The 14,667-nt window shown below is 72.3% G+C and carries 12 protein-coding genes and 1 pseudogene; 12 read left to right on the top strand and 1 reads right to left on the bottom strand.

The annotated features are described in order from the left end of the window. Positions 1-46 precede the first annotated feature (46 nt). The 9 genes from GLX30_RS33275 to GLX30_RS33235 all read left to right on the top strand — a co-directional run bounded on the left by GLX30_RS33275 (position 47) and on the right by GLX30_RS33235 (position 10,387). On the top strand, positions 47-574 hold the full coding sequence (locus GLX30_RS33275; RefSeq protein WP_159694618.1) for a hypothetical protein: 528 nt from the start codon (positions 47-49) through the stop codon (positions 572-574). A gap of 393 nt (positions 575-967) precedes the next feature. Beyond that, positions 968-3,100: a hypothetical protein gene (locus tag GLX30_RS33270; protein ID WP_159694617.1), complete on the top strand. Its 2,133-nt coding sequence runs from the start codon at positions 968-970 to the stop codon at positions 3,098-3,100. Between the two features lie 87 nt (positions 3,101-3,187). Continuing rightward, positions 3,188-4,741: a GT4 family glycosyltransferase PelF gene (gene pelF, locus GLX30_RS33265; RefSeq protein WP_159694616.1), complete on the top strand. Its 1,554-nt coding sequence runs from the start codon at positions 3,188-3,190 to the stop codon at positions 4,739-4,741. Next, positions 4,738-6,144 (top strand): hypothetical protein, encoded by a 1,407-nt coding sequence (locus GLX30_RS33260; RefSeq protein ID WP_159694615.1) that lies wholly within the window; start codon positions 4,738-4,740, stop codon positions 6,142-6,144. Before pelF ends, GLX30_RS33260 begins: the two co-directional genes overlap by 4 nt. Before the next feature lie 108 nt (positions 6,145-6,252). Next, positions 6,253-7,254, top strand: coding sequence for a GDP-mannose 4,6-dehydratase (locus GLX30_RS33255; protein ID WP_159694614.1), 1,002 nt, complete (start codon positions 6,253-6,255; stop codon positions 7,252-7,254). A gap of 33 nt (positions 7,255-7,287) precedes the next feature. Next, positions 7,288-8,001, top strand: a complete 714-nt coding sequence (locus GLX30_RS33250; RefSeq protein ID WP_159694613.1) for a sugar phosphate nucleotidyltransferase — start codon at positions 7,288-7,290, stop codon at positions 7,999-8,001. 6 nt (positions 8,002-8,007) lie between these two features. Further along, on the top strand, positions 8,008-8,922 hold the full coding sequence (locus tag GLX30_RS33245; RefSeq protein ID WP_159694612.1) for an NAD(P)-dependent oxidoreductase: 915 nt from the start codon (positions 8,008-8,010) through the stop codon (positions 8,920-8,922). Beyond that, positions 8,919-9,581: a spherulation-specific family 4 protein gene (locus GLX30_RS33240; protein WP_159694611.1), complete on the top strand. Its 663-nt coding sequence runs from the start codon at positions 8,919-8,921 to the stop codon at positions 9,579-9,581. The genes GLX30_RS33245 and GLX30_RS33240 overlap by 4 nt, the downstream gene beginning before the upstream one ends. After that, positions 9,578-10,387 (top strand): endo alpha-1,4 polygalactosaminidase, encoded by an 810-nt coding sequence (locus tag GLX30_RS33235; RefSeq protein ID WP_159694610.1) that lies wholly within the window; start codon positions 9,578-9,580, stop codon positions 10,385-10,387. The genes GLX30_RS33240 and GLX30_RS33235 overlap by 4 nt, the downstream gene beginning before the upstream one ends. Positions 10,388-10,452: 65 nt before the next feature. On the opposite strand, the gene betA is transcribed toward GLX30_RS33235, so the two are convergent. Next, positions 10,453-12,111 (bottom strand): choline dehydrogenase, encoded by a 1,659-nt coding sequence (gene betA, locus GLX30_RS33230; RefSeq protein ID WP_159694609.1) that lies wholly within the window; start codon positions 12,109-12,111, stop codon positions 10,453-10,455. Positions 12,112-12,526: 415 nt separating this feature from the next. Here betA and dhaK point away from each other — a divergent pair, with 415 nt between their 5' ends. The 3 genes and pseudogenes from dhaK to GLX30_RS33215 all read left to right on the top strand — a co-directional run bounded on the left by dhaK (position 12,527) and on the right by GLX30_RS33215 (position 14,607). Continuing rightward, on the top strand, positions 12,527-13,519 hold the full coding sequence (gene dhaK / locus GLX30_RS33225) for a dihydroxyacetone kinase subunit DhaK (protein ID WP_159694608.1): 993 nt from the start codon (positions 12,527-12,529) through the stop codon (positions 13,517-13,519). Between the two features lie 52 nt (positions 13,520-13,571). Next, a complete protein-coding gene (gene dhaL, locus GLX30_RS33220; RefSeq protein ID WP_159694607.1) occupies positions 13,572-14,198 on the top strand; it encodes a dihydroxyacetone kinase subunit DhaL in 627 nt (208 codons plus the stop codon). Next, positions 14,195-14,607, top strand: a pseudogene (locus tag GLX30_RS33215) (PTS fructose transporter subunit IIA). The gene dhaL and the pseudogene GLX30_RS33215 overlap by 4 nt, the downstream one beginning before the upstream one ends. The last annotated feature ends 60 nt before the right edge of the window (positions 14,608-14,667 follow it).

Raw genomic sequence — 14,667 nt, 5'->3', positions numbered from 1 at the left:
GCGCGGGGCAGACGGCGCGGCCGCCCCCTGCCTAGCCTCCCGGGCCATGCGATCACCTTTGATGAGACGTCTCGGTCTCGCCACCGTCCTCGCCCTCTTCCTCGCCGTGTTCGGCCTGGCTCCCTCGGCGAGCGCGGCCGCCCCCGGTCCCGCCGAGCTGACGTTCACTACCGACACGGCCACCACCACGCCGGGCGGCACGGTGAACCTGTCGATGACGCTGACGAACAACAAGACCTACGACATCTGGTTCGTCTACCAGACCATCGACCCCACCTGGCTGACCACCCAGCGCCCCGACCTCAAGTACTCCGTCACGGGTTGCAGTCTCGCCACGGCCACCGGCAGCTCCGCATGTTCCGGCACCGGCCCCGCGAATCTCGGCACCAACTACGGCGCCCCCGTCCCACCCGGTCAGAGCCGGACCGTGACGCTGACGCTCCAGATCGCCGCCGACTCCGGCTGCAACGGCAACATCGGCTTCTACTCGTACTTCTACGCCGAGTTCAGCGACAGCACGAGCATCAGCGGCGGCCCGGTCCACACACCCGAGACCCGCATCCTCTGCTCGTGACGTCGCGGCGTGCGGGGCGGTGACCTGAAACCGGCCCCCGACCGCCCGGCGGACCGGTCTGTACCAACGGCAGTCACGCCGGCGGGCCCCAGCGGCCCGCCGGCGCACCGCAATCCCCTCCAACCTGGGCGGCACCTGCTGAAGCCGGACGCCGGCGGGCCTGTGCGGCGGACCGTCGGAGGGCCATATCGCCCCGGACGACCGCCTGTTGCACACCTGCACTTTTCCGTCAGGTTTCGCAGCAGCACCACAAAAGCTACACAGACACCTCACGATGTGACGCGACGGATGCGTCGACGAACGGCCTCTGAGGGGGAAGCCGGCGTCGCGCAAGGGGGTGCGTCCGCTCCGCGGAGTAGTGCTCACCCCTGCCCTGGGAGGGGACAGCACCGCATGAAGCGGACCATACGCACCACCCTGCTCACGACGGGCGCGCTCATAGCCGCCCTCGGCGTACCGACCACCGCAGCGCACGCCGACGCCCCGGCTCCCCGCATCGATCTGCGGGTGCTGATCGTGAGCGACGGTGGCCCGTCCACCGACGCCATCGCGGCCGAGCTGGACGCCGCGGGCACGCCGTACACGGAGATCGACCTCGCTCGGGCCGACCGGTCCGTGATCGACGCCGACTACCTCGCGGACACCGTGGACGGTCGGGAGCGCGCACGGTTCCAGGCCGTCGTCCTGCCGAACGACAACCCGTTCCCGGCGGACTCGCCGGAGATGGCCGCGCTGGTGGCCTACGAACAGGCCTACGACATTCCGCAGGTCGACGCGTACACGTACGCCCGCCCCGAGGCCGGCCTCCAGTACCCGGTGTACGGCGGCTACTCCGGCAGCGTCGACGGCGCGCGCGCCGAGGTGACCGAGGCCGGCCGTTCGGGACCGTTCGGCTACCTCGAAGGAGCGGTACCGTTCGAGGACAACTCGCCGACGGTGGGCGAGAGTTACGCGTACCTGTCGACCCCGGTGGCCGGCGCCGACTTCACCCCGTACGTCGAGGCGCCGATCCCGGGCACGGCCCGGCGGGGCTCGCTGGTGGGCGAGTACCGGCACGACGGGCGGCGCGAACTCGTCGTCACCTTCGTCTACAACCGGTACCAGCAGCAGTTCCGGCTGCTGGCACGCGGCATCGTCCAGTGGATGACCGGCGGTGTGCACCTCGGCGCCTCCCGCAACTACTTCGCCGTGCACGTCGATGACGTGTTCGCCGCCGACGACCGCTGGAACCCGGCCCTCAACTGCACGCCCGGCGACGTCGACTGCACGGATCCGAACGCCACTCCCGACCCGATCCGTATGACACCCGCGGACGTCGACCACGCCACCGCCTGGCAGCGCGAGCACGACTTCACCCTGGACCTCGCCTACAACGGCGCCGGCAGCGTCGACCACCGCGAGGACAACAACGGCGCCGACCCGCTCGCAGACAGGTTCGTCGCCGAGCGCGGCGCGTTCCGCTGGATCAACCACACCTACACGCACGCCTTCCTCGGCTGCGAACAGGACACAACGGTGGTGCCCTGGCGGTGCGCCACCGACGCGGACGGAGGCACCAAGTGGGTCGGCAGGGACGACCTCTCCGACGAGATCGCCCACAACCGCGTCTGGGGCCGCATCGCGGGACTGCCGCTGGACGACGGCGAGTTGGTCACCGGTGAGCACTCCGGGCTGCGGGTCCTGCCCCAACAGCCTGCCGACAACCCCAACCTGACGCTCGCCCTCGCCGACAACGGCATCACCTGGCTGGCCTCGGACAACTCCCGCGAGCCCGGCCAACGTCAGGTCGGAGCGGCCACGACCGTCCCGCGCCACCCGATGAACATCTTCTACAACGCCGGGCGGGCGGCCGAACAGGTCGACGAGTACAACTGGATCTACACCAGCCGCGCGCAGGGCGGCAGCGGCATCTGCGAGGACAACCCGGCCACGACCACCTGCCTGGCCGCCCCGCTCGACACCGCCACCGGCTACACGGAACACATCGTGCCCCTGGAGCGGCAGATCGCCCTCGGCCACGTCCTCGCCAACGACCCCAAGCCGCACTTCATCCACCAGTCGAACCTGGCGGAGGACCGCATCGCCTACCCGGTCCTGGACGGCGTCCTCCAGACCTACGACGCACTCTTCGCCGAGAACACCCCGGTGGTCAATCCGCGGATGAAGGACATCGGAAGCGAACTCCGGCGGCGCGCCGCATGGCACTCGGCCGTACAGAGCGGACAGGTCACGGCCTACCGCATCGGCGGCACCGTCACCGTAGAGGGCCCGGACGGGGTGGCGGTTCCCGCGACGATGCCCGAGGGCACCACACGGGCCGGCTCTCCCTTCGGCGAGGCCTACGCGGGCGAACGGTCCGGCTGGACGTCCTCCGTGACCGCACCGCTCACCCTCACGCTGCCGCCGTCCGCCGCCCCGTCCACCGCCACCGACGCGGTCGGCTCCGCACCGGCCACCGGCCCGGCCCCGGGCACCCGCGTGCCCGAGGGCGTGGCCGAGCCGGTCTCCCCCGCCGCGGGGAACTGACCGGCGCATCCGGCAGTGAGGCCCTGGCCGCCCACCGGCGGCCGGGGCCGGCACGACCACCCCACACCTCGGCCGTGGAGCACACCGATGCACGATCACCACGGCGCGCGACGCTCCGGCGCCACGCGCGTCACCCTGCTCACCGAAGGCACCTATCCGCACAGTCACGGCGGTGTGAGCGTCTGGTGCGACCAGCTCGTCACCGGCATGCCCGACGTCGACTTCGACGTCATCGCCGTCACCGGCACCGGACGGGAGCCGCTCGTGTGGGACCTGCCGGGCCATGTCTCGAGCGTGCTCTCCGTCCCCATGTGGGGCGAGGTGCCGCAGGGCCGGCCGCCCCGCGGCCGTTCCCGCCGCCGGCTCGCCGACGCGTACGAACGGTTCCTCACCGCGCTGGTCGACCCCAGCGCCGAGGACGGCTTCGCGCCCGCCCTTCACACCCTGGCGCGGGCGGCTGCCGACGGACTGCTCAGCCCCTTCCTGCGCGGCGACACGGCGATCGCGATCCTGACCGCCGTATGGACGCGCCCCGGGACGGCCGTGCGCGAGGCGGGGCCGACCCTGCACGACGCGCTCACCGCCACCGCCCTGCTCGAGCACGCCCTGCGCCCGCTGGCCGCGCCGCCGCCCGAGGACGGGGTCGCGCATGCCGTCAGCGGCGGTGTCGCCGTGCTGCCGGGGCTGGCCGCCCTGGAACGGCACGGTGTTCCGCTGCTGCTGACCGAGCACGGCGTCTACCTGCGCGAGCGTTATCTCGGCTACCGCACCGCCCCCTACCGCTGGCCGGTCAAGGCGGTGGTCCTGGGCTTCTTCCGGCTGCTGGCGGAGGAGACCTACCGCAGAGCGGCGCTGATCACGCCGGGCAACCGTTACAACCGGCTCTGGGAGGAGCGGGGCGGTGCCGACCCGGCGTCGATCCGCACCGTCTACAACGGCGTCGACCCCGCCGCCTTCCCGCCCGCCGGACCCGAGCCGGAGACGCTCACCCTCAGCTGGGCCGGACGCGTCGACCCGATCAAGGACCTGGAGACCCTGATCCGCGCGTCGGCCCTCGTGAGGGCAGAACTGCCCGGAGTGCGGCTGCGGTTGTTCGGCGGGACGCCGCGGGGCGGGGAAGGCTACCGGGAGCGCTGTCAGGAGCTGGCCGCCGAGCTGGGACACGCGGACGCCGTGACCTTCGAGGGGCGCGTCGACGACATCAAGGACGCCTACGCGGCCGGGAACGTGGTGATGCTGTCCAGCATCAGCGAGGGATTCCCCTTCACGCTGATCGAGGCCATGTCGTGCGGACGGGCGACCGTCTCGACCGACGTGGGCGGAGTACGGGAGGCGGTCGGCGACACCGGTCTCGTGGTGCCGCCGCGCGACCCGGCCGCGATGGCCGCCGCCGCGCTGGAGCTGCTGGGCGACCCCGCGCGGCGCCGGGCGATGGGTGAGGCGGCGCGGCTGCGGGTGATCGAGCAGTTCACCCTCCGCCGGACCATCGACACCTTCCGCTCCATCTACCGGGAACTGTCGGCACCGGCGGCCGTGCGGCAGCCCGTCGTCCTCGCGCCCGCGGGTTCCCGGACCGCCGCCCCTCTCCCGCCCGACCCGCGGTCCCCGGCCGGCGCGACGACGAGGAGCGTGGCGCTGTGAGCGGACCGATGGCCCTCGAGCCGGGTGGCGCGGAGCAGGACACGCTGGCGCTGCGGCTCGCCGGGCCCGGCCCGGCGCTTTTCGGCCGGGACGAGGACAGCACACTCATCCTCCGGCTGCCCGAACAGGGCCCGGACGAGGACGCGGTCAACCGGCTCGCCGCCGACCTGGCCGACCGCATCGGCCCGGCCGTCCACCCGTACGAGGTGGCCGCGCTGTTGGAGGCCGAAGGGCTGTCCGCAGAGGTGATCCGGCACCGGTACGGACACGAGAACGTCTTCTCGCTCGCCTCGGCGCTGTACGAAAGGGTGCCCCGGACCTTTCCCGAACCGCCCGCCGCTGCCGACCCCTGGCGGCCGGACACGGTGCGATGCCTGCTGCGGGGGGTGCTGTTCGCGCTGCCGGCCCTGGCGTATCTGCTCACCGCTCCGCTGTGGCGCGTCGACCGGCACGCCCCCGTCCTGATCGTGGCGGCCGTCGCCTCCTGGGCGTGGGGGCAGGCGCTGGGCCATCGGGCGCACCTGCGGCTGGTGACGGGACGCCGGGAAGCGGCACGCACCCTGCTGGCCGGGTCCGTGCTGGGCGCGGCGGTGGCGACGGGCCTCGCCGCGCTGCCCGCCGGTGGCGGTCGGGTGACCGCGGTGGCCGCCGCCCAGTCGCTGTATCTGGCCGCGGCGGGCGTGCTGCTCGTCCTGGGCCGGGAGCGGCTGCTGCTGGCCGCACTCAGCCCGTTGATCGCCGGCGCCGCGGTGCTGCCGTGGTGGGAGCCCGGCCCCCTGCTGCGCACAGCCCTGCCTCTGCTGGCGGTGCTGGCCACGCTCGCCGCCTGCGCACGGGTCCTGTGGGCGGGCCTGGCCACCCCGGCCGCCTCCGACGGTCCACGGCCGGGCTTGAACTCCTCCCTGCCGTACGGCCTGTTCGGGCTGGCGGCGGCGGTGCTCGTCATGCTGGAGGGCCGGCGGCACCCGTACGCGGTGATCGCGCTGACGCTGAGCATGGGCCCTGCGGAGTGGCTGCTGTACCGCTATCGGGGCTGGTCCCTCGCCGCACTGCGCGTCAGCGCGACCCAGGGAGCGTTCCGGCTGCGCTCGGCCGGCGTACTGGCCATGTGCCTGACCGGCTACCTCCTTCTGTTGCTGCCCCCGGCGCTGCTCACCGGCTCCGACCCGGCCGCGCTGCTGCTGCTCGCGGCGACCCTGTGGACCGCCCTGCTTCTCCAGGCGTTCGGCGTGGCCTGGCCACCGGCCGCGCTCTGCCTGCTCGCCGCGGGCTGCGCCGGGGCGGTCATCCGGCTGGACCTGCCACCGGGCCCGGCCGTGCTGCCCCTGGGGTGCGGCGTGGCCGCGGTCTCTCTCGGGGCCTGCGCGATCCGCCTTCTCGGCAGACCTTCGCCGCACGCCTGACCGCCGGGCACCGCACCGGTGCATGCCGCTCACCCGAAGATCTCCGGCCGTCCCGCTCGGCCGGAACACACCAGCTCTGCCACTCGACCGGACGAAAGGACCCATGAGTTGACCTCCGCACCGCTCGCCGCCGTCACCGGAGCCGAAGGATTCATCGGCTCGCACCTCACGGAGGCGCTCGTCGCCTCCGGCCACCGCGTCAGAGCCATGGCCCAGTACAACTCGTTCTCCTCCTACGGCTGGCTGGAGACCCTGCCCGCCGACGTCCTCGACCACGTGGAGATCGTCCTCGGCGACGTACGCGACCCCGGCTCGGTGCGCGGCCTGCTCGAAGGCGCCGACTGCGCGTACCACCTCGCCGCGCTCATCGCGATCCCGTACTCCTACCAGGCCCCGCACAGTTACGTGGACACCAACGTCACCGGCACGCTCAACGTGCTGGAGGCGGTGCGCGCGCTGGGGACGCCGCGTCTCGTGCACACCTCGACCAGCGAGACGTACGGCACCGCGCAGACCGTGCCGATCACCGAGGACCATCCCGTCAACACCCAGTCGCCGTACGCCGCTTCGAAGGCCGGTGGGGACCGGCTGGCCGACAGCTACCACGCCAGTTTCGACACGCCCGTGGTCACGCTGCGGCCCTTCAACACCTTCGGCCCGCGCCAGTCGATGCGCGCCGTGATCCCCACCGTCATCGGCCAGGTGGCCGCCGGGCAACGGACCATCACCCTCGGCGACCTGCGCCCCACCCGGGACTTCACCTTCGTCGAGGACACCGCGCGGGCGTTCCTCGCGGTGGGTACCGCACCGGCGGACCAGGTCGTCGGCCGCACCCTCAACGCCGGGACCGGCGGGGAGATCTCCGTCGGCGACCTGGTCGCGCTGATCGGCAAGGTCATGGACGCCCCGCTCGACGTGCGTGAGGACCCCGAGCGCCTGCGGCCCGCGGGCTCCGAGGTGATGCGGCTCGTCGCCGACGCGACCCGGCTGACGGCGGCGACCGGCTGGCAGCCCCGCCACACGCTGGAGGAGGGCATCACGCGGACCGTGGAGTGGTTCGGCGATCCGGCCAACCTGGCCCGCTACAAGACCGGCATCTACAACATCTGACCCGACCGGCACCCACTCGCAGGAGGTACTCCCATGCACGCAGTGATCCTGGCCGGAGGAAAGGGCGTCCGGCTGCGGCCGTACACCACCGCGCTGCCCAAGCCACTCGTCCCCATCGGCGACCAGCACACCATCCTGGAGATCGTGCTGCGCCAGCTGTCCACGGCCGGCTTCACCCACTGCACCATCGCCATCGGCCACCTCGGCGAGATCATCCGCGCCTACGTCGGCGACGGTTCACAGTGGGGCATGACCATCGACTACGCCACCGAGGAGAGCCCGCTGGGCACCATGGGCCCACTGCTCACCCTCCGCGACCGTCTGCCGGATGACTTCCTGGTCATGAACGGCGACGTGCTCACCGACCTCTGCTACGCCGACGTGCTGCGCCGGCACGAGACGTCGGGCGCGCCCCTGACCATCGCCACCTACGCCCGCAAGGTGCACATCGACTTCGGGGTGCTGACCACGGACGCGAGCCGGGTCGTCGCGTTCACGGAGAAGCCCAGCATCGACTACCGGGTGTCCATGGGGGTCTACGGCGTCTCGAGGGCCACGCTCGACGGCTACACGCCCGGCCTGCCGCTGGGCTTCGACGAGCTGGTGCTGGACCTGCTCGCCGCCGGACGGCCGCCGCACGCCTACGAGTTCGACGGCTACTGGCTGGACATCGGCCGCCCCGACGACTACGACCGTGCCAACGCGGAGTTCACCAGCCGCAAGTCGCTTCTGCTCAAGGGAGCCTGAGCACACATGCGCATCCTCGTTCTCGGTGCCACCGGTTACCTGGGCGGCCACGTCGCCGAGCGGCTGCGTGCCCTGCCGGGCACCCGGGTGCTCGTCGGCGGCCGCTCGACCGCCGTCGACGTCACCCTCGACCTCGCGTCCGATCGTCCGCGGCAGCTGGCGCAGGCGCTGGCGTCGGCAGCGCCCGACGCCGTCGTCAACTGCGCGGGCGCGACCGGCACCGACGCCGTCACCCTGGCGGAGGTGAACGCCCGCGGCCCCGCCGTGCTGTGCGCCGCGCTGCTGGAGGCGGCTCCCGCGGCCCGCCTGGTGCATCTGGGCTCCGCCGCCGAGTACGGCCCCGGCACGCCCGGCCGGCGGGTGGCGGAGTCGGCGGCGACCCGCCCGGCCGGCCCGTACGGTGCGACGAAGCTGGCGGGCACGGTGGCGGTGACCGCGTCGGGTCTGGACGCGGTGGTGTTGAGGGTGGGGAACCCGGTGGGCCCGGGAGCGCCGCCCACCGGGCTGCCCGGCCGGGTCACCGCCATGCTCACGGACGCCGGGGGCGACCCGGACGCGGCCTTGAGGCTCGGTGACCTGTCCGCCCACCGCGACTTCGTGGACGTACGCGACGTGGCCCGGGCGGCGGAGCTCGCGGCCACCACCCCGGGACCGCTGCCGCCGATCCTCAACATCGGCGGCGGCGAGGCGGTCCAGGTGCGTGACCTGGTGCGGACGCTGGCCGGCGTGGCCGGTTTCCGGGGGCGGATCGTCGAGGAGGGCGCGAGCGACTCCGCGCGGTCCCCGCAGGTGTCGTGGCAGTGCTCCGACATCACGGCCGCCCGCGAAGCCCTCGGCTGGCGGCCGTCGTATCCCCTCGACGCGTCGCTGGCGGCGCTGTGGGCGGCCGGGTGCCGCAGAGAAGGGGCGTCGGCACGGTGAGCCTGCTGATCCCGCTGTACGTCCATCCGGCAGAGGACCCGGCCGCGTGGCACCGGCTCATCACCCGGGCCGCCCGTACCTGGGGCGTCGTGCTCAACCCCGCCAGCGGGCCCGGTCACGTGCCGGATCCTGCGTTCGCCGCCGCGGCCGACGCACTGCGCACGGCGGGGGCCCGGCTGCTCGGCTACGTCGACACGGACTACGGCGCACGCGACCCGGAGCAGATCACGGCCGATCTGCGCAGGCACCAGGAGTGGTACGCCATCGACGGCTGCTTCCTGGACCAGGTGACCGCCGGGCCGCACGGTCTGCCGGCCTGCCGCCGGCTGGTGCGGTCCGTCCGCCGCCTCGGCGCCTCGACCGTCGTCCTCAACCCGGGCGTGCATCCCGCTCCCGGCTACGCGCGGCTCGCCGACCTGACCGTCACCTTCGAGGGCCACTGGTCCACGTACGTGTCGGCGTTCGACCGTCCCTCGTGGACCGCGCGGCAGCCGCCGGAACGGCTGTGCCACCTCGTCTACGGGGTGCCCGAACTGCTGGTGCCGCTCGCCGTGCGCACCGCACGCGAGCGGGGCGCGGCCGTGTGCGGACCCGTGACGGGAGAACCGCCCAACCCCTGGTCCCGGCTGACCCCCGCGCTGACCGCGACGGACCGATGAGGCGCCTCCCATCGGTCCTCGTCGTCGCTGTGGCCGTCATGGCAGCTCTGGCCGCTCTGGCGGCATGCGCCGGCGGCCACGATCGCACGGACGGCAGGCGCGCCGGCCCCGTCTGGCAGCCGCGCCCCGGACTGGCCTGGCAGTGGCAGCTCGACGGCAGGGTCGACCCGTCGGTCGACGTGCCCGTCTACGACATCGACGGCTTCGAGAACACCGCCTCGGACGTCGCCCGCCTGCACCGGGACGGCCGCAAGGTGATCTGCTACGTCAACGTCGGGGCGTGGGAGGACTTCCGTCCCGACCGGCACGACTTCCCCCGCTCGGCGCTGGGCAGGCCCAACGGCTGGCACGGCGAGCGCTGGCTGGACATCCGCCAGGTCTCGGCCCTGCGGCCCGTCATGGAACGCCGGTTCGACATCTGCCGGGACAAGGGGTTCGACGCCGTGGAACCGGACCTGGTCGAGGGCTACGGCAACGACACCGGCTTCCCGCTCACGGCGCACGACCAGCTCCGGTACAACCGCATGATCGCGGACATCGCGCACGAGCGCGGGCTGGCCGTGGGCCTCAAGAACGACCTGGCCCAGATTCCGCACCTCGTGGACGACTTCGACTTCGCGGTCAACGAGGAGTGCGCACAGTACGACGAATGCGCACTGCTCGAACCGTTCATCGCGGCGGGCAAGGCGGTCTTCCACGTGGAGTACGCGCAGCCCACGGCCGGGTTCTGCCCGGCGGCCCGGGGGCTGCGACTGTCGTCGATGCTCAAGAACCCGGAACTGGGCACCTGGCGCGAGCCCTGCTGACGGGCGGTGCCGGCGCGTCGATCCGGACGCGGCCCGGTGCCGCCGCTGCGCCTTCGGCCCGGGTGTCAGCTCTCCTGGGTGCTGTGCCGGTAGAAGTCGACCGTGGCCGGAGGCAGCGGGGTGTTGCCGAGGATGAGGTCGGCCGACTTCTCCGCGAGCATCATCACCGGTGCGTAGATGTTTCCGTTGGTGAGGTACGGCATCGCGGACGCGTCGACCACGCGCAGCCCTTCGAGTCCGTGCACCCGCATGGAGGTGGGGTCCAGCACCGACATCTCGTCGACGCCCATGCGTGCGGTGCAGGACGGGTGGTACGCGGTCTCGGCGTCGCGGGCGACCCAGTCCAGGATCTCCTCGTCCGTCTCGACCCCGGGACCGGGTGACAATTCGCCTCCGTCGTACAGGGCGAAAGCCGGCTGGGACAGGATGTCGCGGGCGACATGAATGGCCTCCACCCACTCCTTCCGGTCGTTGGGTGTGGACAGATAATTGAACCGCAGCGCCGGATGCACCCTCGGGTCCCGGGACTTGATTTTCACCGAGCCGCGCACATCCGAATACATGGGTCCGATGTGCACCTGGTAGCCGTGCTCCGCGCCGACCGGTGTGCCGTCGTAGCGCACCGCGATGGGCAGGAAGTGGAACATCAGATTGGGATAGCGCACGACGTCGTTTCCGCGTACGAAACCGCCGGCCTCGAAATGGTTGGTGGCCGCCGGTCCGGTGTGGAAAAGCAGCCACTGGAGACCGATCGCGGGCCGCCTGGACCATTTGAGCGACGGGTTGTACGAGATCGGCAGCTTGCAGGCGTGCTGCACATAGACCTCGAGGTGGTCCTGGAGGTTCTCGCCCACACCGCGCAGCTCGTGCACCATGTCGACGCCCAGCGGCCGCAGTTCGTCGGGATTGCCGATTCCGGACAGCTGCAGCAGCTGCGGCGTGTTGACGGCGCCTCCGCAGAGGATCACCTCGCCGCCGAAGTCCCGCCGGCGTTCCCGGCCGAACCGGCGGTAGTCCACACCCACCGCACGCTTGCCCTTGAACAGCACCCGGTCCACCTGCGAGAAGCACTGCACCGTCAGGTTCGGCCGCTTCTTGACCGGGTGGAGGTAGGCGCGCGCGGCGGACCAGCGCCGCCCGCGCCGGATGTTGCGGTCGAAGCGGGCGAACCCTTCCTGCCGGTAGCCGTTGACGTCGGAGGTCAGCGGGTGACCGGCCTGCTGCGCGGCCTCGAGGAAAGCGGAGAACAGCGGGTTGGCCGCGGGACCGCGTTCCAGCCACAGCGGGCCGCCCTGGCCGCGCCAGTCGTCGGCACCGGCCACGCAGTGCTCCATCCGTTTGTAATACGGAAGGCAATGCGCGTAGTCCCACGTTTCCATGCCCGGGTCGGACGCCCAGCGTTCCAGGTCCATCGGATTTCCGCGCTGGAAAATCATCCCATTGATGGAACTCGACCCGCCGAGGAGCTTCCCGCGGCCCTGGGTGACACGCCTGCCGTCCATGAACGGTTCCGGTTCGGAGACGTAGCACCAGTCGTAGAAACGGTTGCCGATGACCATCGTCAGCGCGGCGGGCATGTGCGTGAAGATGTCCCAGATCCAGTCGGGCCGGCCCGCTTCCAGGACCAGGACCTTGTTCTCCGGATCAGCACTGAGCCGGTTCGCCAGTGCGCAGCCGGCCGAGCCCCCGCCGACGATGATGTAGTCGTACTCCGTCCGGCCCATGCCGCTCCTCGGGTTCTTTGCACTCCCCATCGTGACGCGCTCAACATAAACAACGGGGAATTCCGGCGCGCGACGGTGCGGCTGCATTCGGCTCAACCATCGTGGACGCGGGTGACGACGGAGGCGCCGACGGCCGTGGCGGCGTTGCCGGCAGTCTTCGACCACGGTGCACGGCCGTCCCTGGCCCCGCGGGCAACGCTCCGGACCGCCGCACACGCATGCCATGCGGACGGAAGGGCAAGGACCTCACTACCTGCGACCATGGTGACGTGACCGTAGCTCGGTGCCCTGCGCGGCTTCCGGCGATCGGTCACCTGCCGGGCACGAGCCGCCCGGCAGCAATCTTGCGCTCCTTCGCGGACCAGCGAGAACGTAGGCCAGAAGCGCACCCTGCCGAGCTTCCCAGGAGACACCCATGAGGATGCTGATCAACGTTCCCGAGACCGTGGTCGCGGACGCCCTCCGCGGGATGGCGGCGGCCCACCCCGATCTGGCCGTGGACGTGGACAACCGGGTGATCGTGCGGCGTGACGCGCCCGTCGCGGGGAAAGTGGCGCTCGTTTCCGGGGGCGGCTCGGGGCACGAGCCGCTGCACGGCGGGTTCGTCGGGCACGGGATGCTCGACGGCGCCTGCCCCGGGGAGGTGTTCACCAGCCCGGTGCCCGACCAGATGGTGCGGGCCGCCGCCGCCGTCGACAGCGGTGAGGGCGTGCTGTTCATCGTGAAGAACTACACCGGTGACGTGCTGAACTTCGACATGGCGGCCGAACTCGCCGAGGACGAGGGGGTGCGGCTGGGAAAGGTCCTCGTCAACGACGACGTCGCGGTGACCGACAGCCTGTACACGGCGGGGCGGCGCGGCACCGGGGCGACCCTGTTCGTGGAGAAGATCGCCGGGGCCGCCGCGGAGGAGCGGGCACCGCTGGAGCGGGTCGAGGCGATCGGCCGGCAGGTGAGCGGCTCCTCCCGCTCCTTCGGCGTGGCGCTCAGCGCGTGCAGCACGCCGGCGAAGGGCAGCCCCACCTTCGATCTTCCGTCCGGCGAGCTGGAGTTGGGCATCGGCATCCACGGCGAACCGGGGCGGGAGCGCCGCCCGATGATGACGTCGCGGGAGATCGCCGACTTCGCCGTCGACGCCGTGCTGGAGGACCTGCGGCCCACCGGCCCGGTGATCGCGCTGGTCAACGGGATGGGCGCGACGCCGCTGCTCGAGCTGTACGGGTTCAACGCCGAGGTCCAGCGTGTGCTGGCGGAGCGGGACGTGGCGGTGGCCCGTACGCTCGTCGGCAACTACGTGACCTCCCTCGACATGGCCGGCGCCTCGGTGACGCTCTGCCAGGTGGACGAGGAGCTGCTCCGGTTGTGGGACGCGCCGGTGCAGACTCCGGCGCTGCGCTGGGGACGTTGAGAGCTGAAGCATCAAGATCACCATTCGAACCGACTGATCCCAGGGAGTTCTTGTGCTCGACGCCGAATTCTTCCGCCGTTGGCTGGCCGCGGTCGCGGCCTCGGTCGACCGGGAGGCGGACCGACTGACCGAGCTGGACTCGGCGATCGGCGACGCGGACCACGGCAGCAACCTCAGGCGGGGGTTCACGGCCGTCGTGGCGGTCCTGGAGAAGGAGCCCCCGGCGACGCCGGGCGCCGTGCTGATGCTGGCCGGACGACAGCTGGTGTCGACGGTCGGCGGGGCGTCGGGCCCGCTGTACGGGACGCTGCTGCGGCGCACCGGCAAGGCGCTGGGGGACGACGCCGAGGTGACACCGGGGCAGCTGGCCGAAGCACTGCGGACCGGCGTGGCCGCGGTGGCCCAGCTCGGCGGGGCGAAGGCCGGTGACAAGACCATGCTGGACGCGCTCGAGCCGGCGGTGGCGGCGCTCGGCGACTCCACACGGACGTTCGCGGCGGCCCGCGAGGCGGCGGATCGGGGAGCGACGGCCACGGTGCCGTTGCAGGCGCGCAAGGGCAGGGCGAGCTACCTCGGTGAACGGAGCATCGGTCACCAGGACCCGGGCGCCACATCGTCGGCGCTGCTGCTGGCGGCGCTCGCCGAGACGGCGGACGCGGCGGAGGGAACGGCCGGATGAGCGGCGGCGGCAAGCGGGTGGGCATCGTTCTGGTCTCGCACAGCAGGGAGGTCGCCACCGCGGTCGCCGAACTGGCCGAGGGACTCGCGGGCGGCGGCGATACGGCGCCGGTGGCCGCGGCGGGCGGCACGCCCGACGGGGGCCTCGGCACCAGCTCGGAACTGATCACCGCCGCGGCGGAGCAGGTCGACGGCGGCGCGGGCGTCGCCGTCCTCGTCGACCTGGGCAGCGCCGTCCTGACGGTCAAGGCCCTGCTGGCCGAGGGCGACGAACTTCCCCCGGTACCCGCCTGGTGGACGCGCCGTTCGTGGAGGGCGCGGTCGCGGCCGTGGTGACGGCCTCCGCCGGCGCCGACCTGGACGCGGTGGAGGCCGCGGCGTCGGAGGCGTACGGCTACCGCAAGCAGTGACGGACGGGCGGTTCGGCGGCGGGTGTGGCGAACAGCTCACCCCGCCGCCCCCGGGTGCGC

The organism is Streptomyces sp. Tu 2975 (genome assembly GCF_009832925.1).
Lineage (GTDB): Bacteria > Actinomycetota > Actinomycetes > Streptomycetales > Streptomycetaceae > Streptomyces.
The sequence above is the reverse complement of the archived record's forward strand: the minus strand, read 5'-3'. Positions and strand labels throughout refer to the sequence as shown.